The organism is Nonomuraea spiralis (assembly GCF_014648435.1).
Classification (GTDB): Bacteria; Actinomycetota; Actinomycetes; order Streptosporangiales; family Streptosporangiaceae; genus Nonomuraea; species Nonomuraea spiralis.
In genome coordinates this window covers 71,103-93,812 of record NZ_BMRC01000027.1, presented here as the reverse complement: position 1 = coordinate 93,812, position 22,710 = coordinate 71,103, and the positions used below count along the sequence as shown (strand labels likewise).

Here is a 22,710-nt window from a genome sequence, read left to right as displayed (position 1 = left end):
GGCAAGTTTGAATCGTCACGCGTAACAGAGCACTGAAGGAACAGGCATACCGTGGAAATCGGAATCTCCATCGCCCTCATCCTGGCGAGCGGTCTCATGATCCTGCTCGTCCTGCTCCACAAGGGCAAGGGTGGCGGCCTGTCTGACATGTTCGGCGGTGGCTTCTCGTCGAACTTCGGTGGTTCCTCGGTGGTGGAGCGCAACCTCGACCGGCTGACCGTCATCACGGGCACCGTCTGGTTCGTCTGCATCATCGCGCTCGGCCTGCTCTTGAGGCCGTAAGACAACTGGTTAACGCGTGACAGTGATTCTCCCCCCGTGTCACGACGCGGGGCGATCGAGCGAGGAGTTCATCCGTGGGTAGTGGCAACGCGATCCGTGGCAGCCGAGTCGGCGCCGGCCCTATGGGGGAGGCCGAGCGCGGCGAGGCAGCTCCGAGAGTGCGGGTCTCGTTCTGGTGCGCCAACATGCACGAGACGCGCCCCAGTTTCGCCAGCGACGCGGCGGTCCCCGAGACATGGGACTGCCCCCGTTGCGGCCTCCCAGCCGGACAGGACGAGGAGGCACCGCCTGCCCCGCCCAAGAACGAGCCGTACAAGACGCACCTGGCCTACGTGAAGGAGCGCCGGAGCGACAAGGACGGCAAGGCGATCCTCGAGGAGGCACTGGAGCGCCTGCGCAACAACAAGTCCCCCTGGTAGGCGAGCCGTCCGAAGGGCCCCGGTGCTGGTCACCGGGGCCCTTCGCGCGTCATCGCCCGTGCACCGCCACGCCGTCGACGAACGTCATGCGCACCCGCGTCGTCCAGATGTCGGCCGGGGGCAGCTCGAAGGGGTCGCGGTCGAGCACGACCAGGTCGGCCGGGCGGCCGGGCTCGATCGCGCCGGCCGGCGAGCGGTTGATCCAGGCCGACCCCTCGGTGTACGCGCTCAGGGCGGTGGCCAGGTCGAGACGCTGGCCGGGCAGGAACGGCGTCTGCGCCGTCGGGTAGCCCGCGTGCACCGAACCGCCCGGTTCGGTACGGTTCACCGCCACGTGCATGCCCTGGATCGGGTCCGGGTCGGAGACCGGCCAGTCGCTGCCCGCGCAGAACCGGGTGCCGTGCTCCTGGAGGTCCCTGAAGGGGTACTGCCACGACGAGCGCGGCTCGCCCAGGAACGGCAGCGTCAGCTCGTCCATCTGGGCGTGGTGGGTGGCCCACAGGGGTTGCAGGTTGGCCGTCACGCCCAGCGCGGCGAAGCGCGGCACGTCGGACGGCTCGATGATCTGCAGGTGGGCGATGTGGTGGCGGTTGGCCGGGTCGGTGCCCTCGAAGCTGTCCAGAGCCTCGCGTACGGCCCGTTCGCCGATGGCGTGGAAGTGCACCTGGAAGCCGAGCCGGTCCAGCTCGGCCACGTACCCCTTGAGCTTGCCGGGGTCGATGTACGACAGGCCCGTGCCGCCGCACCGGCAGTACGGCTCCAGCGTCGCGGCGGTGAAGTTCTCCGTGATGCCGTCCTGCATGATCTTGATCGAGGTGGCGGCGAACCGGTCCAGCCCCTCGGCGGTGGCCCGCTTGCGGACCAGGTCCTCGATCTGCTCCTCGCCGCGCGTCCTGTCCCACCACAGCGCGCCCACCACGCGGGCGCGCAGCCGGCCCGCGCGGGCGGCCTCGACGTAGGTGGGAAGCTGGTCGTCCGAGCCGGCGTACGAGCCCACGATGGCGTCCTGCCAGCCGGTGACGCCCAGGGAGAACAGGTGCCGCTCGGCCTCCGCGAGGGCGCGGGCCTGGTCCTCGGCGGTGGGGCGGGGGGCCAGCAGGCCGACGAGGTCCATCGCGCCCTCGTGCAGGACGCCGGACGGGGTGCCGTCGGCGTCGCGCTCGATCCTGCCGTCGGCCGGGTCGGGGGTCTCCTTGGTGATGCCGGCCAGGTCGAGGGCGCGGGAGTTGACCCAGGCGGCGTGGTGGTCCCGCTGGATCAGGTAGGCGGGGCGGTCGAGGAAGTCGAGCTGGGAACGGTGGGGGAGGCCGTTGGGGAAGGCCGACATGTCCCAGCCTCCGCCGTCGATCCACGTTTTTTCGGGATTTTTCGTGGCGTAGTCGGAAATCTTGGCTATGTAGGCGTCTAGGCCGAAGATCTCGGACAAGTCGCACTTTGCTCGTTCGAGGCCGGCCTGCACCGGGTGCATGTGCGCGTCGATGAAGCCGGGCGTCAGCAGGCCGCCGTCCAGGTCGACGGTGTCGTGGCCCGGGGCGCTGCGGGACAGCTCGCCCTCCGGGCCCACGGCGGCGATCACCCCGTCCCGCACCAGCACGGCGTCGGGCCGTACGGCGCCGCCGACGAAGGCGCTTCCCCCGCGGAAGAGGATGTTCATGGGGTACTCCCTTTCTCCAAGATCGTCAGTGGCCGGTGATCAGGTCGGCGAAACGGGCCAGGGCCGACGTCCTGGGCATGGAACGCTCCCGGTGGTCGGCCACCCGGTAGAGGCGGTACATGGCGTGCACCCCCATCCAGCGCAGCGGCTCGGGCTCCCAGGACCGTACCCTGCGGCCCACCCACGGCAGGGACGTCAGCTCCGTCTCCTCCCCGAGTATCAGATCACGCAGCGTGCGCCCGGCCAGGTTCGTCGTGGTCACGCCGTGTCCGGTGTACCCGCCGGCCCAGCCGAGGCCGGTCGCGCGGTCCACGTGCACGGTCGAGCACCAGTCGCGCGGCACGCCCAGCACGCCCGACCAGGCGTGCGCGACCGAGGAGGAACGGGCCGCGGGGAAGAAGTCGACCAGGAGCCGCCACAGGGCCTCGACCGTCCACTCGTGGGTGCGGCCGCGGGCGTCGATGCGGGAGCCGTACAGGTAGGGGCGGCCCCTGCCGCCGAAGGCGATGCGGTCGTCGGCGGTGCGCTGGGCGTACATGTAGTAGTGCGCCATGTCGCCGAGCAGTTCGGCGCCGCGCCAGCCGACCTCGTCCCAGAAGGAGGCGGGGAGCGGCTCGGTGACGATCATCGAGCTGTTCATGGGCAGCCACTGGCGGCGCAGCCCGTGCAGGCGGGCGGTGAAGCCCTCGGTGGCGCGGATCACGTACGCGGCCGTGACCGTCCCGTACGGGGTCACCGCCCGGCCCGGGGCGATCTCGGTGACCGGGGTGCGCTCGTAGACGGGGACGCCGAGGTCGCGTACGGCCCTGGCCAGCCCCTGCGCCAGCTTGGCCGGCTGGATCCTGGCACAGTGGGGGCTCCAGGAGGCCGCCAGCGCGCCCGCCACCCGTACGTGCTCCGCGGGGTCGGCCAGGCGCAGGTCCGCCTCCTCGATGCCCCACGCGCGGGCCGCGGCCATGGAGGCGCGCAGCCGGTTGGCCTGGGCGGGGGTACGGGCCACGTTCACCACGCCGCCCTTGACGACGTCGCAGTGGATGGACTCGGTCTCGCAGACCGCGATGACCTCGTCGATGGAGGCGTACATCTCGCGCTGGAGGCGTCGCGCGCCCGCGCCGTACCGTTCGTGGGAGCCGGCCAGGTCGCCCGTCAGCCAGCCGCCGTTGCGCCCGGAGGCGCCGAACCCGGCGAACTCCTGCTCCAGCAGCACCACCCGCAGCGAGGGACGGGCCTTCTTGAGGTAGTACGCCGTCCACAGTCCCGTGTAGCCCGCACCGACGATCGCCACGTCGGCCTGGAGGTCGCCGTCGAGCCGCGGGCCGGGCTCCGGCACCCCCGACGACCGGTACCAGAAGGACACGTCACCGTTGACGAATCCGGACGACAAGGGAACTCGCGCATTCATGGCCCCATATCCTGCTATATCGGGATTAGGTGGCGCATCTCACGACGAAATTCGTGATGAAACCCGTCGTTAGCGGGCGTGTAACACATCCCAGGCATGCTCCTTCGTATGGGATTCTTGCGCATCCGGACCACGGTGGACGAGCGACCCGGACGGCTGGCCTCGCTGGCCTCGGCCCTGGCCGCCAGGGGCGGCAACATCCTCGGCCTGAGCGTCCAGTCCGACGCCGACGGCACGGTCGACGAGTTCGTGGCCGACATCCCCGCGAGCCCCGAGGCCGTGCGCGAGGCGCTGGAGGCCGCCGGTGGCCGGCGCGTCCAGGTGGTGCCGGCCACGGCCCACGAGCTCACCGACGAGCCGACCAGGGCGCTGCTGCTGGCCTCCCGGCTGCGTACGACACCCTGGCGGCTGCCGGAGCTGCTGGCCGAGCTGCTGCGCGCGGACGACGCCAGGTGGGTCTACGGCGAACCGGTGAGCGACCTGCCCGACCCGACCCTGCTCGTCGTACCGGTCGCGCAGCGGCGCGCGGTCCGGCTGCGCCGCGCCGGGCTGCCGTTCACGCTGACCGAGGCGGCGCGGGCGGCCGGGTTCGCCCGGCTCGCCCAGCCCGCGCCGCGAAGCGCCGCCGAACGCCCGGTGAAGCTGGCCGACGGCGCCGAGGTCACCGTGCGCCCGCTCACCTCGATCTACCGCGAGGCCGTGCGCGACCTGCACGACCGCTGCTCGCCGGAGGCCCGCAGGTTCCGCTACTTCACCTCGATGCCCGCGCTGCCGCCGCGCACGTTCGACCGGCTCTGCGACCGCGGCAGGGGCTTCTCGCTGGTGGCCGGGCACGACGGGCAGGTCGTGGCCATGGCGAACCTCATGTTCACCCCCGACCCCGGCGTCGCCGAGCTGGCCCTCCTGGTCGAGGACCGCTGGCAGGGGCTCGGCCTGGGCGCGACGCTGGCCCGGATGCTGGTGAGGCAGGCTCGCGACCTCGGGTACGCCGAGGTCAGGGCCACCCTGCTGGCCGACAACGCCCGCATGCGCGGCCTGCTGACCACCCTGGGGGCCACGCTCGGCCACACCGAGGACCCCGCGATCGTGGAGGCGCGGCTGCCGGTCGGCGCCCTGGCCTCAGCCTAGGCCCTCCTCGCGGGGGCGCTCCTCGCCCTCGCTCCCGTCGGGCCTGCCGGCGGGACGGCTGATGCCCAGGTGGCGTTCGATGCGTTCCAGGCTCTCCTCGATGCGGGTGAGCCGTTCGCCGAGGACCGGGCTGCCGGAGAAGTACATCTCCGTCGGGCGTTCCTTGGCGCCGCGGCCGACGCGGTCGAGCAGGCGCTGGCGGATGTCGGTCAGGTCGGCGCCGATGTCCACCAGGGCCTGCGCGGCGAGGCCCTCGCCCTCCCTGATCAGCCCGAGCAGGATGTGCTCGGTGCCGATGTAGTTGTGGCGCAGTTGCAGGGCCTCGCGCAGGGACAGCTCCAGCACCTTCTTGGCGCGCGGGGTGAAGGGGATGTGCCCGGTCGGGGAGCTGGCCCCGCGGCCCACCTCGCGCTCCACGAACACCCGTACGGCCTCCAGCTCCACGCCGCAGCCGTCGAGCACCAGCGAGGCCAGCCCCTCACCCTCGCGGATGAGACCCAGCAGGATGTGTTCCGTGCCGATGTAGTCGTGGCTCATCAGCCGCGCCTCCTCCTGGGCGAGGACGACGACCCTGCGCGCGCGGTCGGTGAAGCGCTCGAACACCGGGGGGCCTCCGTTCGGCTGGGGCTGTCTCCACTATGCGCTACAAACCCCGGCGTGTGGGGTATTTGTCCTGTGTGGATCTTGACGAGGTGGCCGGCCGCCTCTACGCAATCCCGCCGGCGGAGTTCACCGCCGCCCGCGCGGCCGAGGTCCGCGCGGCCAAGGACGCGGGCGACGTACGGCTCTCGCGCGAGATCGCGAAGCTGCGCAAGCCCACCGTCTCGGCCTGGGCGGTCAACCGGCTGGCCCGCGAGCACCCGCAGGAGCTGGCCGAACTGCTCGCCCTGGGGGAACGGCTGCGCGCGGCCTGGCAGGAGCAGGACGCCGGCGCGCTGGCCGGGCTGACCCGGCGGCGGGGCGAGGTGACCGCCAAGGTGGCCAGGCTCGCCAGGCAGGGCGGCGGCCTGTCGGCGGCGGCCGCCTCGGAGGTGGACCAGACGCTGGACGCCGCCGTCGTGGACGCCGACGCCGCCGGCCAGGTGCGGGCCGGGCGGCTGGCCAAGCCCCTCAGCTACAGCGGCTTCGCGCCCGCCCCCGTCACCGCCGCCCGTCCCGCGCCGCGCGGGCGAACGTCGTCCCCCCGGAAAACCGCGGACGCGGAGGCCGAGTCGAAGGCACGGGCGGAGGCCGAGGCGAAGGAGGCCAGGAGGGCCAGGGAACGGGAGGAGGCCGAGGCGGCCCATCGGGAGTGGGCGCGGGCGCTGGAGTCGGTCACCCGCGAGTACGACGAGCGCGCCGACAGGGTCGCCCGGCTGGAAGGCAAACTCGCCAAGGCGCGCAAGAAGCTGGAGGAGGCCCGCCAGCGACTTGAGGTCACCCGCAGGGAAGAGCGCCACGCGCGGCAACGACTGAGTTAGGGTGTACGAAACGGTTTCGTACACCAAAGGAGGGGCGATGACCCCCTGGACGCCAGCCGACATCCCGGACCTCGCCGGCACGACGGCCATCGTGACCGGCGCCAACAGCGGAATCGGCCTGCCCACCGCCCGAGAGCTGGCCCGCCGCGGCGCCCGCGTCGTCGTGGCCACCCGCTCGGCGGACAAGGGCGAGGCCGCGGTGGCCGAGATCCGGCGGGCCGTGCCGGGCGCCGACGTCGTGCACGGCGGCCTCGACCTGGCCGACCAGTCCTCGGTCCGGAGCTTCGCGGCCACCGTCGGCGACACGATGGACAAGCTGGACCTGCTGGTCAACAACGCCGGCATCGCCATGATCCCCCGCCGGATGACCAAGGACGGCTGGGAGCTGCAGTTCGGCACCAACCACCTCGGCCACTTCGCGCTCACCGGGCTGCTCCTGCCGCTGCTCCTCGCCGCCCCGAAGCCCCGCGTGGTGACGGTCTCCAGCGAGGCGCACGCCATCGGCAGAATCGACTTCGACGACCTCGGACTGGAACGCGGCTACGGCCGGATGAAGGCGTACGGGCGGTCCAAGCTCGCCAACCTGCTGTTCGCCCTGGAGCTCCAGCGGCGTGCCGACGCGGCCGGTACGAGCCTGACCAGCGTCGCCACCCACCCAGGTGCCACCGCGACCCACATCTTCAAGCTGGGGCCCCTACAGCCCCTCCTGGGCGTGTTCCTGCAGTCGGCGGACGCCGGCGCCGTCACCTCCCTGTACGCCGCCACCTCGCCCCAGATCACCGGCGGCGAGTTCGTCGGCCCGAAGCTGAAGCTGCTCACGCCCTCGAAGACGGCCCGGTCCGAGGAGCTCGCCCGGCGGTTGTGGGAGGTGTCCACGCAGCTTACGGGCGTACGATTCGAGGAGATCGCCTATCGCTGAAGGATGTGCCCGTGGCCCCACTCGACCCTGACCGCGCCAGGGCCATCCTCGACGCCACGATGGAGTTGTTGTCCGAGGTGGGCTACGACCGCATGTCGGTCGACCAGATCGCCAAGCGCGCGAAGGCCAGCAAGGCCACCATCTACCGGCGCTGGGCGGGCAAGCCCGAGCTGGTGGTCGACGTCATCTGCCGGCGGCTCGACATGGACGCGCCGCCGGGGGAGGACACCGGCTCGCTCCGCGGCGACCTGGTCTCGATCTTCCGTGGCCTGTGCGAGACGGTCGAACGCAAACACGCGATGGTCATCGGGCTGTCCTCGACGCTGGTGTCCAACCAGGAGCTGGCCCGCACGCTGCGCGCCCACATGCCCGCCCGCAACCTCGGCGACGTGGGCGCGCTCGTCGAGCGGGCCAGGGCGCGCGGCGAGCTGTCCGCCGCGGTCGATCCCGTACGGCTGTTCGGGGTCGCCGAGGCCCTGGTGTGGCATCGCATGATCTTCATCGGGCCGCCCTTCGACGCCGAGTTCGTGACCGGGTCGGTCGACGGGGTGCTGGTGCCGCTGGTCACGGCCTGGTCAGCGGAGGCCGTGGGCTAGGCGGGCGCAGACGGGGAACCCCGCGGCGGCGTACGGGGCGGCCAGGCGGTCGTAGCAGGCCCGTACCCGTGCGAGGGTCTCCGGCGGCTGCCGGGTGATCACCTCGAAGCGCGGGCCGGCCGCCTCGACGACGCCGGTCCACCAGGCGGCCGGGTCGACCCGGTGCCGCCAGCGCAGCGTCCGCACGCCCACCTCCCCGAAGCCCGCCGCCGTCAGCAGCCCGGCGAACCGCTCGGGCCGCTCCACCGCGGTGAAGGGCCGGGCCGGGGGTTCGTACGGGACCCGCGCCGCCGCCAGCGCCTCGGCGAAGACGTTCGTGGCCGTCATCTCCTCGGACGTCCACCAGGTCAGCGCGAGCGCGCCGCCGGGACGCAGCACGCGGTGCAACTCCGCGAGCGTCGCCGGGGTGTCGGTGACGTGGTTGATGACGAAGTTGCCCGCCGCGGCGTCGAAGGAGCCGTCGTCGAAGGGCAGGACGGGCAGGGTGGCCCCCCGTACGGTGGCGCCGGGGTGGCGGCGGGCGACCACGTCCAGCATGGCGGGGCTGGAGTCGACGGCGGTGACCTCGGCGCCGAGCGCGAGCGCCGCGGCCGTGACGACGCCCGTGCCGCAGCCGAGGTCGAGCAGCCTGCGCGGGCGCGGGCCCAGGGCGTCCAGCAGCGGCTCGACGGTGTACGAGGTGAGCCGTGCGAAGCCGCGGTCGTAGGCCGCCGGGTCTCTCACGGGCCACCAGCATACGCTCAGCGGAATTCTGACATTCTTACGTGAAATTTCGGCCGTTTCTCTGTTTTGTGGGGAAATTTCGGGCTTATGGTCTTCGCCATGACCATCGACGCCTTCATCGACGCGCTTCCCAAGGTGGAGCTGCACGTACACCTGGTCGGCTCGGCCTCGGTAGAGACCGTGCTGGAGCTGTCCCGCCGCCATCCCGGAAGCGAGGTCCCGACCTCGGAGGAGGAACTGCGCCGCTTCTACACCTTCGTCGACTTCCCCCACTTCGCCCGCGTGTACCAGGCCGTCAACGCCCTCGTCCGCGACCCCGAGGACGTCGCCACCCTCGTCCTCGGCCTGGCCAGGGACCTCGCCGGACAGGGCGGCCGGTACGCCGAGCTGCAGGTCACCCCGTACGCGCACCACATGGTCGGCATGCCCATGCGCGAGGTGACACAGGCCCTCGACCTGGCCGCCCGGCGTTCCCTCGCCGACCACGGGGTGGAGATGGCGTACATCTTCGACATCCCCGGCGAGTACGGCGAGGAGGCCGCCCGGATCACCGTCGAGCACGCCCTCCAGGAACCTCCCGCCGCATTGGTAGGTTTCGGGATCGGCGGCATCGAACAGGAACGCCCCAAGTACCGCGACGCCTACCGCGACGCCTTCACCGCCGCGCGCGCCGCCGGACTGCACAGCGTCCCGCACGGCGGCGAGATGAGCGGCCCCGAGACGATGTGGGAGGTCATCGAGGGCTACGGCGCCGAACGCATCGGCCACGGCATCAACTGCCTGTCCGACCCCCGCCTGGTCGCCCACCTGCGCGAGACCCAGCTCCCCCTGGACGTCTGCCCCACCTCCAACGTCCGCACCGGCCAGGTGCCCGACCTCGCCGCCCACCCGCTGCCCCGCATGCTGGAGGAGGGCCTGTACGTCACCCTCAACAGCGACGACCCGCCCATGTTCGCCACCACCCTGGCCGGCGAGTACCGCGCGGCCGCCCACGTGCTCGGGCTCGGCGCCGCGGAACTGGCCCAGCTCGCCCGCAACGCCGTCAACGCCTCCTACCTCACCACCGACCGCAAACAGTCCCTCCTCAAGGAGATCGACACCCTGGCCCCCCTCGCCTGACCGGCCCCACCACGTCCGTCATGCCGTCCTCATGCCGTCCTCACCGAACGGCATGACGCGGCGGGACTCTCCTGGCATCGCGGAACACGGAGTGAGCCTGAGGGGGCGCGTCGTGCGTACCACGGTCGGTGGGAGGTTCACATGACTACTCCGGCGGACCTGCTGGACGCCCAGCGCCGCGTGCAGGCGCTGTCCGACCAGCACTGGCACTGCCTCGACGAGGCCGTGCGCCGGCTGACGGACGGGCGCACCTGGACGGGCCCGGCCGCCGACGCCTTCGCCCAGGAGCTCGTGCGCCGCCGGCTGGAGGTGTGGCACGGGCTGCGGGAGGTCATCGAGCGACTGCGCGAGGAGGCCGCCCGCTACTCCCTCGACGAACGGCGGAACCTGTGACGTCCTCCTCGCTCGACCCGCGCGAGATGCACCGGCTCGGGCAGGGCGTACAGGAGGCGGGCAAGGCCCTGGCCGGCTGCGCGAGCCAGGTGCGCGCGATCCTGGCGGCGGTGCAGCTGAGCCATCCGGGGGTCACCGCGATCGACCGGGCGGCGCGCTGGCTGACCGAGCAGGCGCCCGACCTGTACCGGCGGCGCGACCTGGCCTAATAGGCCGAGAAGGTCCGCACCGACGTGTTCGGTCACCCGGTGCCCGGCTCCGTGGTGCCGCCCGGCGCGGTCCGGATCGACGAGGGGCGGCTGATCCCGTCCCGGGTGCGCGCCGAGGCCGAGCAGGCCTCCGGACTGGTCGAGGCGGCCGGCAGGGGGGACAAGGACACCCTCACGAAGCTCGCCGCGTTCAAGGACCGGATGACCGATCCCCGCTTCGCCACGGCACTGCTGGAGAAGCTCGGCCCGCAGGCGCTCACCACGCTGCCCGTGCACCTGTCGGCCCGTGTGCGCAAGGCGCTGGACCAGAGCCCGGAGGCGGCTCGCGGGATGCGCGCCCAGAACCGGGAGCTGCTGTCCATGCTGGCGACGGCCCTCGCCCACGCCACCACCGCCAAGGAGGGCGCCCCCCGCCTCGGCACGCGGTTCCTGGACGAGCTGAACAAGCGCGGCCGTGCGGAGACGGAGGCGCCGGGGATGGGCGGGCTCACCGCCCCCGGCTGCTGGGCGCTCGGCCAGATCCTGGCCGCCGGGCCGCAGGAGCCGTACAGCTCGTGGTTCATGAGAACGGTCGGGCGCGACATGATCCGCTGGGACCGCGACTACCTCAAGGAGCACGGGGTGCGCTTTCTGCCCCGCGACACCGACGTCTACAACCTGCCGGCCGAACTGGGCAAGGGGCAGATCCACGACTTCGAGGCCCGGCTGTACCCGTTCCGCAGCGCGGGCGTCTGGTTCCGGTGCGGGGAAAGGAGTCCGTTCATCGGCGTCACGGTCATGAAGAACCCCGCACGGGACCAGAACTACGATCTCGTCCAGCTTGTGGAGATCGCTGAACGGCGGTTCGGTGAGATGTTCGGGTGCGCGCCCACCCCCGATCCGCGCTGACCTCAGGGGGAGGCCAGGCGGCCGAGTTCCGGGGGGATCTTGGTGGCGGCCGCGCGGTCGAGGAGGAACAGGGTGCCGGCTCGGCCGCGGGCGCCCGCGGCCGGGACCTGGACCGGGCCCGAGTCCGACAGGGCCAGGCGCACCGCGCCCGACTTCTCCTCGCCGGCCGCCACGACCCACACCTCGCGCGCCGCCTGGATGGCGGGCAGGGTCAGGGAGATGCGGGTGGGGGGCGGCTTGGGGGAGCCGTGGACGGAGACGACCGGGCGGGTGTCGTACAGGGCGGGCATGCCGGGGAACAGGGAGGCCACGTGGGCGTCGGGGCCCATGCCGAGGAGCATGATGTCGAAGGCCGGCACCGGGCCGTGGTCCTCGGGGCGGGCCGCGGCGCGCAGTTCGGCGGCGTACGCCTCGGCGGACTCCTCGGCCGTCAGGCCCGAGTCGGGGCCGCGCATGACGTGGACCCGGTCGGGGTCCAGGTCCACGTGGTCGAGCAGCGCCTGGCGGGCGCCGGTCTCGTTGCGTTCCTTGTCGCCGGTGGGCACGAAACGTTCGTCGCCCCACCAGACGTCGAGGCGTCGCCAGTCGACGGCGTCGCGGGCGGGCGTGGCGGCGATGGCGGCCAGCGTGGCGATGCCGACCGTGCCGCCGGTCAGCACGATCGAGGCCGACCCCTTGGCCGACTGGACGTCGACCAGGCGCGTGATGATGCGTGCCGCCACGGCCTTGGCCAGGACGTCGGCGTCGCGGTGCACGACAACGTTGGGAACGCTCACAACTCTTCTTTCTGGAGTGGAGGGCGGTCAGCCCTTGTAGGTACGGGCGAACCGCTTGACGGCGGCCTCGTAGACCTCGTCGCTGTCCAGCCGGCGCAGTTCCTCCGACATCAGCTCGGAGGTGTGCCGCCTGGCCAGGGCCACGTTCCGGTCGGGCTGGCCGGGACGTGAGAGCGTGGCCAGCCGTGCGTCGCTGCGCGTGACCGACAGTTCGCCGTCGGTGGTCTGGAGCCGTACGCAGGTCAGGCCGGGACCGGCCGAGTCGGTCACCTTGACCGGGGCGCCCAGCCGCTCCGACAACCAGGCCGCCAGCAGCGGCGCGCTCGGATGGCCGGGGCTGGCCTCCACCACGCCCTTGCGCACCTTGCCCACCGGCTGGTCGAACGCGGCGGCCAGCAGGCTGCGCCACGGCGTCAGCCGGGACCACGACAGGTCGGTGTCGCCGGGGGCGTAGCCCTTGGCCCGGGTCACCAGCGACTTGGGGCCGCCGTCCTCGAAGCCCTTGGCGTCGGTGATACGCCGCTGGGCCAGGGCGCCGATCGCGTCCTTGGACGGCACGTCGGGGGCCGCGCCCGGCCACCAGGCCACCACGGGCGTGTCGGGCAGCAGCAGCGGGCTGACCACGGAGTCGGCGTGCTGGGTGAGCTCGCCGTACAGGCGCAGGACCACGACCTCGCCGGGTGTGTTCTCGCCGATGCGCAGTTCGGCGTCGAGCCGGTTGGGCTCGGCCTCCTCGCGCTTGATCACCACGATGATGCGCGAGGGGTGTTCGCGGGCAGCCTCGGTGGCCGCGCGCAGCGCGTCGTACTGGTGGCGCTCCTCGGAGATCACCACCAGGGTCAGCACCATGCCGATGGCGGGCGCGCCCATCTGGTGGCGCAGCAGCATGAGCTGCGCCGAGATCTTGCCGGCCGTCGTGTCCGACAACATGAACGTGGTCACTAGAGTCTCCTCCACACGCGGCCGTCGCGCGCCATCATCGCGTCGGCCGACTCCGGCCCCCACGAGCCCGACTCGTACCCCTCGGGCTGTCCCTGCGTGGCCCAGAAGTCCTCGATCGGGTCGAGGATCGTCCAGGACAGCTCGACCTCACGCTGGTGCGGGAAGAGCGGCGGGTCGCCGATCATGACGTCGAGCAGCAGGCGTTCGTACGCCTCGGGCGAGGACTCCAGGAACGACTCGCCGTAGGCGAAGTCCATGGACACGTCGCGCACCTCCATGGCGGTGCCCGGGACCTTCGACCCGAACCGCACGGTGATGCCCTCGTCCGGCTGAACCCGGATCACCAGGGCGTTCTGCCCCAGGATCTCGGTGTCGGTCTTGCTGAAGGGCAGGTGCGGCGCGCGCTGGAACACCACGGCCACCTCCGTGACCCGGCGGCCCAGCCGCTTGCCGGTACGCAGGTAGAACGGCACCCCGGCCCACCGCCGGTTGGCGATCTCCAGCTTGATGGCCGCGTACGTCTCGGTGATCGACTCGGCGGGGATGCCGTCCTCCTGGAGGTAGCCGACGACCTTCTCGCCGCCCTGCCACCCGGCCGAGTACTGGCCGCGGGCCGTGTTGAGCCCCAGGTTGGACGGCAGCCGTACGGCCTTGAGCACCTTCTCCTTCTCCCGGCGCAGCGCCGAGGCGTCGAAGGAGGTCGGGTCCTCCATGGCGACCAGCGCGAGGAGCTGGAGCAGGTGGTTCTGGATCACGTCGCGGGCCGCGCCGATGCCGTCGTAGTAGCCGGCGCGCCCCCCGATACCGATGTCCTCGGCCATGGTGATCTGCACGTGGTCGACGAAGCTGCGGTTCCAGATGGGCTCGTACAGGTTGTTGGCGAAGCGCAGCGCCAGGATGTTCTGGACGGTCTCCTTGCCCAGGTAGTGGTCGATCCGGAAGATCGAGCTCTCCGGGAAGGCGGAGGTGGTGATCTCGTTCAGCTCGTGGGCCGACTTCAGGTCGTGGCCGAACGGCTTCTCGATGACCACCCGCCGCCAGGAGCCTTCGGGCGCGTCGGACAGGCCGGTGCGCTTGAGCTGCTCGACGACCACGGGGAAGAACTTGGGCGGCACAGACAGGTAGAAAGCGTAGTTTCCGCCCGTGCCGCGCGTCTGGTCGATCTCCGCCAACGCCATCGCCAGGGCGTCGAAGGCCCCGTCGTCGGAGAACTCGCCCGGCACGAAATGGATGCCCTCAAGGATCTGCTTCCAGACCTCCTCGCGGAAGGGCGTACGCGCGTGCGCCTTGACGGCGTCGTGCGTCAACTGGGCGAAGTCCTGGTCCTTCCAGTCGCGCCTGGCGAAACCGACCAGCGAGAAACCGGGCGGCAGCAGGCCGCGGTTGCCCAGGTCGTAAATGGCCGGCAGCAGCTTGCGCTTGGCCAGGTCGCCCGTCACGCCGAACAGCACCAGCACACACGGCCCCGCCACCCGCGGCAGCCGCTTGTCACGCGGGTCGCGCAAGGGGTTGGCCTCGGCGACCTCCAATGTCGTGGCGGTGTTCGCCACGGCCGCCGCCACCGCGACGACCTCCTCCTCAGGAGATGCTTCGTCAGTCATCTCAAACCTCCTGTGCGGCTGCGAGCAAATGCGCGACACCCGTCGCGCGGTCCGTCAAATGCAGGCGTACGGCGGGCCGCCCGCGGGTCTCCAGCGAGGCCAGGTCGCCCAGCGCCTGCGCGAGCTGGAGCCGCCCCAGCGTGTACGGCCGGCCCGGGACCGGGACGTCCTCGGTCACCGCGCCCGTGATCTGCAGGAACACGCCGTTCTGCGGCCCGCCCTTGTGGTACTGGCCGGTCGAGTGCAGGAAACGCGGCCCCCACCCGAACGTCACCGGCCGGTTCGTACGGATGGCGAGCAGGGCGCGCAGAGTGGCGGCGTCGGCCATCATCCACGCGTCGGTCATCTGCTCGAAGTCGGCCCCCTCGGGCATCGGCGCGTCGAAGGCCGCCAGCCGGTCGAGGTAGGCCATGACGGCCAGGTAGCCGCCGTGCGGGATGGCCTTCAGCAGCTCGGCCAGCACGCCGGGCAGGTCGTGCGACCGGACCGCGCCGTAGATCTCGACGGGCCCGTCGACCAGCGTGGGCGCGCCGAGCGGCAGGTCGGGCAGGGCCAGCAGAGTCGCGGTGTTCTCCTTGGACTCGGCCACGTTGGGCTGGTCGAAGGGGTCGATCTCCAGCAGCAGCCCGGCCACGGCGGTCGCGTACTCCCAGACCAGGAACTGGCCGCCGAGCGGCCCGTCGACGCGCACGGCGCCGTCGTCGGACTCGATCGCGACGATCAGCTCGTCGTGGGTGTGATTGGGGTCGGAGTTGACGACGGGCAGGATGCCCCTGCCCTGCTTGCCGGTGGACTCGGCGACGAGCTGCTCGATCCAGTCGGGCAGCCCGTTGATGCCCGAGAGCTGGTCTTCGAGCACCAGCTTGTCGCGCCCGGCCAGCGCCGCGCCGCCGAGGGCCGCGCCCAGGTCGAGCCCGGGGTTGCCGGTGTCCTGCGACAGCAGCGGCAACACCTCTTCGGCGTCGTCCAGCAGCCGCTCGACGTCGGCCCCGGCCAGCGCGCTCGGCACCAGCCCGAACGCCGACAGCGCCGAGTAGCGGCCCCCCACGTCGGGAACGGCCAGCACCAGGTGGTAGCCGCCGTCGATCGCCCGCTGCTCCAGCGGCGAGCCCTGGTCGGTGACGACCACGATCCGGTCGGCGGGCGAGATGCCCGCCTCGGTGAAGATCTGTTCGTAGATGCGCAGGTGGCAGTCGGTCTCGACGGTCGAGCCGCTCTTGCTGGCCACCACCACGACGGTGGACTCCAGCAGGTCGGCCAGGGCCCGGCGGACCTGCGCCGGGTCGGTCGTGTCGAGCACGGTCAGCGGTACGTCGGCGGTCTGGCAGATCACCTCGGGAGCCAGCGACGAGCCGCCCATCCCGACCAGCACCACGTTCGTCAGGCCCTCGGCACGGGCCCGCTCCACGAGCTTGCCCAACTCGGGAAGGAGCTCGCGGGAGGTACGCGGCAGCGTCAGCCAGCCGAGCCGGACCGCCGCCACCGCCTCGGCGTCCTCACCCCACAGCGTGGGGTCGCCGCCGGCCAGCCGCGCGGGCACGCCGTCGGCGACGAGGCGCCCCGCGACGGAGGAGGCGGCCGCGGCCACCCCCTCCTCGCGGTAGGACACCTCGATCATGGCACCAGATTCTTGGTGACGCTTTCGAGCAGTTCGTTCCAGGACGCCTCGAACTTCTCCACGCCCTCGTCCTCCAGGACGCGTACGACGTCGTCGTAGTCGATGCCGGCGTCCTTGAGCGCGGCCATGGTGTTCCAGGCCTGCTCGTAGAAGGGGCGCACGGTGTCGCCGGTGATCTGGGCGTGGTCGGCGGTGGAGTCGAGGGTCTTCTCCGGCATCGTGTTGACGGTGCCGGGGGCGACGAGCTGGTCGACGTACATGGTGTCGGAGTAGTCGGGGTTCTTCACCCCGGTCGAGGCCCACAGCGGGCGCTGCGGGCGGGCGCCCGCCGCGCGCAGGCGCTGCCAGCGCTCGGAGCTGACGGCCTCCTCGTACGCGGCGTAGGCCAGGCGCGCGTTGGCGATGCCCGCCTTGCCCTTGAGCTCCGGCTTGCCGAGCTTGTCGAGCCGCTTGTCGATCTCGGTGTCGACGCGGCTGACGAAGAACGAGGCCACCGACTCGATCGAGGCCAGGTCGAGGCCCTTGGCCTGCGCGGCCTCCAGGCCGGCCAGCCAGGCGTCCATGACCGCGCGGTAGCGCTCAAGGGAGAAGATCAGCGTGACGTTGACGCTGATGCCCTCCGAGAGCGCCTGCGTGATCGCGGGCAGGCCCTCAAGGGTGGCCGGGATCTTGATGAACAGGTTGGGCCGGTCGACCATCCACCACAGCGCCCTGGCCTCGGCCACGGTCTTCTCGCTCTCGCGGGCCAGACGCGGGTCGACCTCCAGCGATACGCGGCCGTCGACGCCGCCGGTGGAGTCGTAGACCGGGCGCAGCACGTCGGCCGCCCAGCGGATGTCGTACGTGGTGATCGCGCGTACGGCCTCCTCCACGGTGACGCCGCGCACGGCCAGGTCGTGGAGCTGGGCGTTGTAGGCGTCGCCCTTGCTGAGCGCGCCCGCGAAGATCGTCGGGTTGGAGGTGACCCCGACGACGTTCTTCTCGCGGATCAGCTGCTCGAGGTTGCCCGTGCGCAGGCGTTCGCGGCTGATGTCGTCGAGCCAGATGGAAACGCCCTGGCCGGACAGCTTGTTGAGGTTGTCGCTCATCTTCTTCTCAGTTTCCCGTCGTCTCGCCCTTGTCCTGACCCAGCTTGGCGAGGCTCGCCTTGGCCGCCGCCGCCACACGCTCGGCCGTGAGCCCGAACTGCTCGTACAGCGTCCTGTACGGCGCCGAGGCGCCGAAGTGCTCCAGGCTGACCACTTCGCCGCACTCGCCGACGAACTGGTGCCAGCCGAGCGCGACGCCGGCCTCGACCGCGACCCGGGCCCGGATGGCCGAGGGCAGGACCGTCTGCCGGTAAGCGGAGTCCTGCCCGTTGAACCACTCGACACACGGCATCGACACCACGCGTGTGGAGATGCCCTGCGCCTCCAGCAGCTCGCGGCCCTGCACGGCGACCTCGACCTCGCTGCCGGTGGCGATGAGGATCACGTGCGGCTGGCCGTCGGAGGCCTCGCGCAGCACGTAGCCGCCACGGGCCACGCCGTCGGCGCTCGTGCCCTCGTAGACCGGCACGTTCTGCCTGGTCAGAGCCAGGGCGGCGGGACGGTCGGTGTGCTCCAGGATCGTCTTCCACGCATGGGCGGTCTCGTTGGCGTCGGCCGGGCGGACGACGTCGAGGCCGGGGATCGCGCGCAGCGCCCACAGGTGCTCGATCGGCTGGTGGGTGGGGCCGTCCTCGCCGAGGCCGATGGAGTCGTGCGTCCACACGTAGGTGACCGGCAGCTTCATCAGCGCGGCCAGGCGCACCGCGGGGCGCATGTAGTCGGAGAAGACCAGGAACGTGCCGCCGTACGGGCGGGTGCCGCCGTGCAGGGCGATGCCGTTGAGGATGGCGCCCATGGCGTGCTCGCGGATGCCGAAGTGCAGCGTGCGGCCGTAGGGGTTACCGGGGAAGTCCTTGGTCTGGTACTCGTCGGGGATGAAGGACGGCTCGCCCTTCATGGTCGTCAGGTTCGACTCGGCCAGGTCGGCCGAACCGCCCCACAGCTCGGGCAGCACCGGGGCCAGCGCGCCCAGCACCTCGCCGCTGGCCTTGCGGGTGGCCATCGAGGAGCCGGTCTCGAACTCGGGCAGGGCCGTGGCCCAGCCGGCGGGCAGCTCGCGGTGGGAGATGCGGTCGAACTCCTTGGCGCGCTCGGGGTTGGCCAGGCGCCACTCGGCGTAGCCCTTGTCCCACTCGGCACGATCGGTACGGCCGCGGGCGACCACCTCGCGGGCGTGCTGGAGCACCGCGGCCGGCACGTCGAAGGTCCTGGCCGGGTCCATGCCCAGGATCTCCTTGGTCGCGGCGATCTCCGCCTCGCCCAGGGCCGCGCCATGGATCTTGCCGGTGTTCTTCTTGTTGGGCGCCGGCCAGCCGATGATCGTGCGCAGCCGGATGAAGGAGGGCCGGTCGGTCTCGGCCTTGGCCGCCTCAAGGGCCTCGAACAGGGCCTGGACGTCCTCTTCGTACTCGCCGCCGGCGGTCCAGTCGACGCTCTCGGTGTGCCAGCCGTAGGCCTCGTAGCGCTTGACGACGTCCTCGGACTTGGCGATGAGGGTGTCGTCCTCGATGGAGATGTGGTTGTCGTCGTACAGGACGACGAGGTTGCCCAGCTTCTGGTGGCCGGCCAGGGCGCTGGCCTCGTGGCTGATGCCCTCCTCGATGTCGCCGTCGCTGACGAAGCACCAGATGTGGTGGTCGAACGGCGAGGCGCCGCGCTCGGCCTCGGGGTCGAACAGGCCGCGCTCGCGGCGGGCCGCCATCGCCATGCCGACCGCGTTGCCGAGGCCCTGGCCGAGCGGACCGGTGGTGGTCTCAACTCCGGCGGTGTGCCCGTGCTCGGGGTGGCCGGGGGTGAGGCTGTCCCACTGCCGCAGGCGCCTCAGGTCGTCGAGCGTCAGGCCGTAGCCCGACAGGTAGAGCTGGATGTAGAGCGTCAGGCTGGTGTGGCCGCACGACAACACGAACCGGTCGCGGCCCGCCCAGTTGGGGTCGCTCGGGTCGTGGCGCATCACGCGCTGGAACAGCAGGTATGCGGCGGGGGCCAGGCTCATGGCGGTGCCGGGGTGACCCGAGCCCGCCTTCTCCACTGCGTCCATCGCCAGCGCCCGGACGACGTCGACCGCCTTCTTGTCGAGGTCGGTCCATTCAAGGGCTGGCACGAGTTCGGTGCTCAAGTGCGCGATCTCCGGAATCTAGTTGTCATTTGGCAGTACCTGTTGGCTATCCCGCCCACACGGGACCCTAACCGAGTGGAGCTGGCGATCGATTCCCATTCCACCCTTGCGTGTCCATGAATGGCTCAAGCCCCCCATTGGCCGGACCGTCCGCCCCTGCGACTACAGTTTGGTTGTTCGCAGAGGCGCCACGGCGCCACTCATCGATCCGCTCTAATCAGAGGTTACGCGTTGACTCCGCACAGGCTGGAAGCGCCTTGACGGTGCTGACCAACAGGCAGGCCACGGCCCCCTCGACCGAGTCCGGGGCGCCGCGCACGTTCGGCATGGTCGTGAAGGCCTACGTCGCGCTCACCAAGCCGCGGATCATCGAGCTGCTGCTGATCACGACCCTTCCGGTGATGTTCCTGGCGGCCGGCGGCCTGCCGCCGCTGTGGAAGTCGATCGCCGTCATGGTCTTCGGCACCCTGTCGGCGGGCAGCGCCAACGCGCTCAACTGCTACGTCGATCGCGACATCGACCAGAAGATGCGGCGCACCCGCCGCCGCCCGCTGGCCAGGCACCAGGTGTCGCCGCGGGGCGCGCTGGTTTTCGGCATCGTTCTGGGGATTTTGTCCACTGTTGGCCTGTGGGTCACCACCAATTGGCTGGCCGCTGTGTTGTCCACCGCGGCGATCCTGTTCTACGTGATCGTCTACTCGATGATCCTGAAGCGGCGTACCGCCCAGAACATCGTGTGGGGCGGCATCGCGGGCTGCATGCCGGTCATGATCGGCTGGGCGGGCATCACCGAGCGGCTCGACTGGGCGCCCCTGGTGCTGTTCGGGGTGGTGTTCTTCTGGACGCCGCCGCACACCTGGACCCTCGCCATGCGCTACAAGGAGGACTACGCGGCGGCCAAGGTGCCGATGTTGCCGGTGGTGGCCACCGAGCGGCGGGTCATCCTGGAGTCCGTGGCCTACACCTGGGCGACCGTGCTGTGCTCGCTGGCCCTGTGGCCGGTGGCGCACACCACGCTGTTCTACCCGGTCGTCGCGGTCGTGCTCGGCGTGGTCTGCCTGTGGGAGGTCCACCGCCTGCTGGCCCGGCTCAACGCCGGCCGGAGCGGCGTCGACCTGCGCCCGATGCGGTTCTTCCACTGGTCCAACGCCTACCTCGCGCTGCTCTTCCTGGCCGTCGCGATCGACCCGCTGCTGGCCTGACCCGGCGGGCCTCCCGGCCGGGGACGGCGAAGCGGCCGGGGCGTACGACCCCCCATGTCCGGACGGTGACGAGTGACTATCCCAGACGGCCGGTTCACGTGATCGTTCCCGAGGGCGCCGGCGGTCGCCGAGCGTGCTCCCGTCCGCCGGACCTGCCCCACGACCGCCTCGCGATCGGCCGTACCGTCGGGCGGGCCGGTCACGGTGGGTCCGACCTCGACCGGCAGTGCCCAGACCGGCACGGACCCCGTCACTCTGATCCGTTAAAGTCACGGTATGGCGTCCCGTGATCCACGCTGGGTGTTGAAGGACCGCCCGTCGTTCGCGTTGATCACCGGGCTGGTCCTCACCGGCATCTGCGCCCTGGTCTCGTTCTCCTTCGACGTGCTCAACGGCGAGCCGGTGCAGTTCTTCATCGCGCTCGTCCTCGCGCTGGCGCCGGTGCCGCTGCTGCTGGCCGCCGTACTGGCGCTGGACCGCATGGAGCCCGAGCCGCGCAGCAACCTGATCTTCGCCTTCGCGTGGGGCGCGGGCATCGCCGTGCTGATCGCGGGCGCGATCAACTCGCTCAACCTCCACTACTTCATCGACACCGCCAAGCTCTCGCCCACCAGCGCGCGCAACCTGGCGGCCACCTTCGGCGCGCCCGTCGTCGAGGAGACGATGAAGGGCCTGGTGCTGCTCGGGCTGCTGAAGTTCCGCCGGGCCGAGCTCGACGGGCCCACCGACGGCATCATCTACGCCAGCATGGTCGGCCTCGGCTTCGCCATGAGCGAGAACGTCAGCTACTACCTGTCGGCGCTCAACGGCAACGGCGTCAGCAGCCTGGCGGTCACCGTGGTGCTGCGCGGCGTCCTGTCGCCGTTCGCCCATCCGCTGTTCAGCTCGATGATCGGGGTGGCCGTCGCGTACGCGGCCCAGCGCCAGGGGCCGGAGCGGGCCTTCCTGGTGCTGGCCGGCTGGTCCGGGGCGATGATCCTGCACGGCCTGTGGAACGGCCTGGCCTCCTACGGCGGTTTTCCCGGGCTCGTGGTGGCCTACCTGGCGCTGCTGGTGGTGCTCGTCGTGCTGATCGGCGTGGTGTTCAGGGACCGGCGGCGCATCGTCGCGCTCATCCAGACCTACCTGCCGCCGTACGAGCCGACCAAGCTGGTCGGGGCCGCCGACATCTACATGTTGTCCACGTTCGCCCGGCGGCGTCAGGCCAGGCAGTGGGCCAGGGCCTACGGCGGCAAGCGCGGGGTGCGCGCGATGCGCGACTACCAGCTCGCCGCCACCGAGCTCGGCCTGCTGCACGAGCGGGCGGCCCGCCACATGGTCGACGAACAGGCCTTCCACGAGGAGCAGCGGGCACTGCTGGAGTGCATGAGCACGGCCCGCGCCGACTTCCCGGTGCCGCCGGTGCACGCCCGCTCGGTGGCCAGGGGCACGCCGCCGCCCGGCTACGCGCCCGGCGCGCCCCGCTGAGCCAGGATCGCGGTCAGCGAGACCTCGCGCGGCCCGGGGTAGACCGGCTCGGAGCGCAGCACGAGCGCGTCGGCGACGGCCTTGGCCGTGGCCAGCAGCTCCCTGGTGGCGTAGACGTACGTGGTGGCCGCCCACTGCCGGGTGGAGTCGTCGCCCACGCCGAACGTCTCCAGGCCGGCCGTCCGGCACAGCGCCACGGCCCTCGGCAGGTGGAAGACCTGGGTGACGACGGTGACCCGTTCGGCGCCGAACACCTCGCGGGCCCGTACGCACGAGTCCCAGGTGTCGAACCCGGCGTAGTCCAGCACCATCACTCCGGCGGGCACGCCCCGGCGCAGCAGGTAGTCGCGCATGGCGGTGGGCTCGTCGTACTCCTTGCGGCTGTTGTCACCCGACAGCAGCAGCGCGCGTACCTTGCCCGCCCGATAGAGCTCGGCGGCGACGTCGAGCCGGCGGGCCAGCATGGGCGTGGGCTGCGTGTGCCACAGGCCCGCGCCGAGCACCAGCGCGGCCTGCGCGGGCGGCACCCGCGTCAGCCAGCCGCCGCTGTCGGCGACCACGCGGTGCGGCGAGCTGTCGAGCCAGGCCCACGTCATGGGCGCGAGGGCGAGCACGCTGACCAGCACCAGCCCCTGGTACGCGCGCCGCAGCGCCGTACGCGAGAGCAGTCCCTTCCGGGCCCGGAGTTCCAGCACACCCCATACCCTG

The 22,710-nt window shown here is 71.5% G+C and carries 22 protein-coding genes and 1 pseudogene; 12 read left to right on the top strand and 11 right to left on the bottom strand.

The window, feature by feature from the left end:
* Positions 1 to 51: 51 nt before the first annotated feature.
* The gene (gene secG / locus IEZ27_RS42325) at positions 52 to 282 is read left to right on the top strand and encodes a preprotein translocase subunit SecG (protein ID WP_189652417.1); all 231 of its coding nucleotides are present in this window, start codon (positions 52 to 54) and stop codon (positions 280 to 282) included.
* Positions 283 to 356: 74 nt separating this feature from the next.
* Positions 357 to 701 (top strand): RNA polymerase-binding protein RbpA, encoded by a 345-nt coding sequence (locus IEZ27_RS42320; protein WP_103961760.1) that lies wholly within the window; start codon positions 357 to 359, stop codon positions 699 to 701.
* A 49-nt stretch (positions 702 to 750) separates the two neighbouring features.
* Here IEZ27_RS42320 and IEZ27_RS42315 read toward each other — a convergent pair whose 3' ends face one another.
* Both IEZ27_RS42315 and IEZ27_RS42310 read right to left on the bottom strand, forming a co-directional pair.
* Positions 751 to 2,355: an amidohydrolase gene (locus IEZ27_RS42315; RefSeq protein WP_189652416.1), complete on the bottom strand. Its 1,605-nt coding sequence runs from the start codon at positions 2,353 to 2,355 to the stop codon at positions 751 to 753.
* Between the two features lie 25 nt (positions 2,356 to 2,380).
* Positions 2,381 to 3,757: an NAD(P)/FAD-dependent oxidoreductase gene (locus IEZ27_RS42310; RefSeq protein WP_189652415.1), complete on the bottom strand. Its 1,377-nt coding sequence runs from the start codon at positions 3,755 to 3,757 to the stop codon at positions 2,381 to 2,383.
* A gap of 108 nt (positions 3,758 to 3,865) precedes the next feature.
* On the opposite strand from IEZ27_RS42310, the gene IEZ27_RS42305 reads away from it, so the two are divergent.
* Positions 3,866 to 4,885: a GNAT family N-acetyltransferase gene (locus IEZ27_RS42305; protein ID WP_189652414.1), complete on the top strand. Its 1,020-nt coding sequence runs from the start codon at positions 3,866 to 3,868 to the stop codon at positions 4,883 to 4,885.
* Between the two features lie 186 nt (positions 4,886 to 5,071).
* On the opposite strand, the pseudogene IEZ27_RS42300 reads toward IEZ27_RS42305, so the two are convergent.
* A pseudogene (locus IEZ27_RS42300) lies at positions 5,072 to 5,488 on the bottom strand (Clp protease N-terminal domain-containing protein); the annotation flags it as partial.
* A 74-nt stretch (positions 5,489 to 5,562) separates the two neighbouring features.
* On the opposite strand from IEZ27_RS42300, the gene IEZ27_RS42295 reads away from it, so the two are divergent.
* Genes IEZ27_RS42295 through IEZ27_RS42285 form a run of 3 tightly spaced genes read left to right on the top strand, consistent with a single transcriptional unit; the run spans position 5,563 to position 7,860 of the window.
* A complete protein-coding gene (locus IEZ27_RS42295; protein ID WP_189652412.1) occupies positions 5,563 to 6,345 on the top strand; it encodes a hypothetical protein in 783 nt (260 codons plus the stop codon).
* A 37-nt stretch (positions 6,346 to 6,382) separates the two neighbouring features.
* On the top strand, positions 6,383 to 7,264 hold the full coding sequence (locus IEZ27_RS42290; RefSeq protein WP_189652411.1) for an oxidoreductase: 882 nt from the start codon (positions 6,383 to 6,385) through the stop codon (positions 7,262 to 7,264).
* An 11-nt stretch (positions 7,265 to 7,275) separates the two neighbouring features.
* Positions 7,276 to 7,860 (top strand): TetR/AcrR family transcriptional regulator, encoded by a 585-nt coding sequence (locus tag IEZ27_RS42285; protein WP_229824824.1) that lies wholly within the window; start codon positions 7,276 to 7,278, stop codon positions 7,858 to 7,860.
* Here the strand turns inward: IEZ27_RS42285 and IEZ27_RS42280 are convergent.
* Positions 7,840 to 8,583: a class I SAM-dependent methyltransferase gene (locus IEZ27_RS42280; protein ID WP_189652410.1), complete on the bottom strand. Its 744-nt coding sequence runs from the start codon at positions 8,581 to 8,583 to the stop codon at positions 7,840 to 7,842. The genes IEZ27_RS42285 and IEZ27_RS42280 overlap by 21 nt on opposite strands.
* Positions 8,584 to 8,682: 99 nt before the next feature.
* Here IEZ27_RS42280 and add point away from each other — a divergent pair, with 99 nt between their 5' ends.
* The 4 genes from add to IEZ27_RS42260 all read left to right on the top strand — a co-directional run bounded on the left by add (position 8,683) and on the right by IEZ27_RS42260 (position 11,192).
* Positions 8,683 to 9,702 (top strand): adenosine deaminase, encoded by a 1,020-nt coding sequence (gene add / locus IEZ27_RS42275; RefSeq protein ID WP_189652409.1) that lies wholly within the window; start codon positions 8,683 to 8,685, stop codon positions 9,700 to 9,702.
* A 141-nt stretch (positions 9,703 to 9,843) separates the two neighbouring features.
* Entirely contained in the window at positions 9,844 to 10,095 is a 252-nt protein-coding gene (locus tag IEZ27_RS42270; protein ID WP_189652408.1) for a hypothetical protein, read from the top strand.
* Positions 10,092 to 10,304 (top strand): hypothetical protein, encoded by a 213-nt coding sequence (locus tag IEZ27_RS42265; protein WP_189652407.1) that lies wholly within the window; start codon positions 10,092 to 10,094, stop codon positions 10,302 to 10,304. The genes IEZ27_RS42270 and IEZ27_RS42265 overlap by 4 nt, the downstream gene beginning before the upstream one ends.
* A 24-nt stretch (positions 10,305 to 10,328) precedes the next feature.
* The gene (locus IEZ27_RS42260; protein ID WP_189652406.1) at positions 10,329 to 11,192 is read left to right on the top strand and encodes a hypothetical protein; all 864 of its coding nucleotides are present in this window, start codon (positions 10,329 to 10,331) and stop codon (positions 11,190 to 11,192) included.
* 2 nt (positions 11,193 to 11,194) lie between these two features.
* On the opposite strand, the gene pgl is transcribed toward IEZ27_RS42260, so the two are convergent.
* Genes pgl through tkt form a run of 6 tightly spaced genes read right to left on the bottom strand, consistent with a single transcriptional unit; the run spans position 11,195 to position 19,255 of the window.
* Positions 11,195 to 11,968, bottom strand: a complete 774-nt coding sequence (gene pgl, locus IEZ27_RS42255; RefSeq protein WP_189652405.1) for a 6-phosphogluconolactonase — start codon at positions 11,966 to 11,968, stop codon at positions 11,195 to 11,197.
* A gap of 27 nt (positions 11,969 to 11,995) precedes the next feature.
* Complete coding sequence (locus IEZ27_RS42250; protein ID WP_189652404.1) at positions 11,996 to 12,910, bottom strand: glucose-6-phosphate dehydrogenase assembly protein OpcA; 915 nt, start codon at positions 12,908 to 12,910, stop codon at positions 11,996 to 11,998.
* Positions 12,910 to 14,511: a glucose-6-phosphate dehydrogenase gene (zwf, locus tag IEZ27_RS42245; protein ID WP_229824823.1), complete on the bottom strand. Its 1,602-nt coding sequence runs from the start codon at positions 14,509 to 14,511 to the stop codon at positions 12,910 to 12,912. Before zwf ends, IEZ27_RS42250 begins: the two co-directional genes overlap by 1 nt.
* Position 14,512: 1 nt before the next feature.
* Positions 14,513 to 16,129, bottom strand: a complete 1,617-nt coding sequence (locus IEZ27_RS42240; RefSeq protein WP_125642198.1) for a glucose-6-phosphate isomerase — start codon at positions 16,127 to 16,129, stop codon at positions 14,513 to 14,515.
* On the bottom strand, positions 16,126 to 17,217 hold the full coding sequence (gene tal / locus IEZ27_RS42235) for a transaldolase (protein ID WP_189652403.1): 1,092 nt from the start codon (positions 17,215 to 17,217) through the stop codon (positions 16,126 to 16,128). The genes IEZ27_RS42240 and tal overlap by 4 nt, the downstream gene beginning before the upstream one ends.
* Before the next feature lie 7 nt (positions 17,218 to 17,224).
* Positions 17,225 to 19,255 carry a transketolase gene (gene tkt, locus IEZ27_RS42230; protein ID WP_229824830.1) on the bottom strand — a complete coding sequence of 677 codons (2,031 nt, stop codon included), beginning with the start codon at positions 19,253 to 19,255 and terminating at the stop codon, positions 17,225 to 17,227.
* A 335-nt stretch (positions 19,256 to 19,590) separates the two neighbouring features.
* Between tkt and IEZ27_RS42225 the strand changes: the two genes are divergently transcribed.
* Both IEZ27_RS42225 and IEZ27_RS42220 read left to right on the top strand, forming a co-directional pair.
* Positions 19,591 to 20,535 (top strand): heme o synthase, encoded by a 945-nt coding sequence (locus IEZ27_RS42225; RefSeq protein ID WP_125642207.1) that lies wholly within the window; start codon positions 19,591 to 19,593, stop codon positions 20,533 to 20,535.
* A 276-nt stretch (positions 20,536 to 20,811) separates the two neighbouring features.
* Positions 20,812 to 22,002 (top strand): PrsW family intramembrane metalloprotease, encoded by a 1,191-nt coding sequence (locus IEZ27_RS42220; protein ID WP_189652401.1) that lies wholly within the window; start codon positions 20,812 to 20,814, stop codon positions 22,000 to 22,002.
* On the opposite strand, the gene IEZ27_RS42215 is transcribed toward IEZ27_RS42220, so the two are convergent.
* Positions 21,978 to 22,697, bottom strand: a complete 720-nt coding sequence (locus tag IEZ27_RS42215; protein ID WP_229824822.1) for a SanA/YdcF family protein — start codon at positions 22,695 to 22,697, stop codon at positions 21,978 to 21,980. The two genes, IEZ27_RS42220 and IEZ27_RS42215, sit on opposite strands and share 25 nt — an antisense overlap.
* Positions 22,698 to 22,710 lie beyond the last annotated feature (13 nt).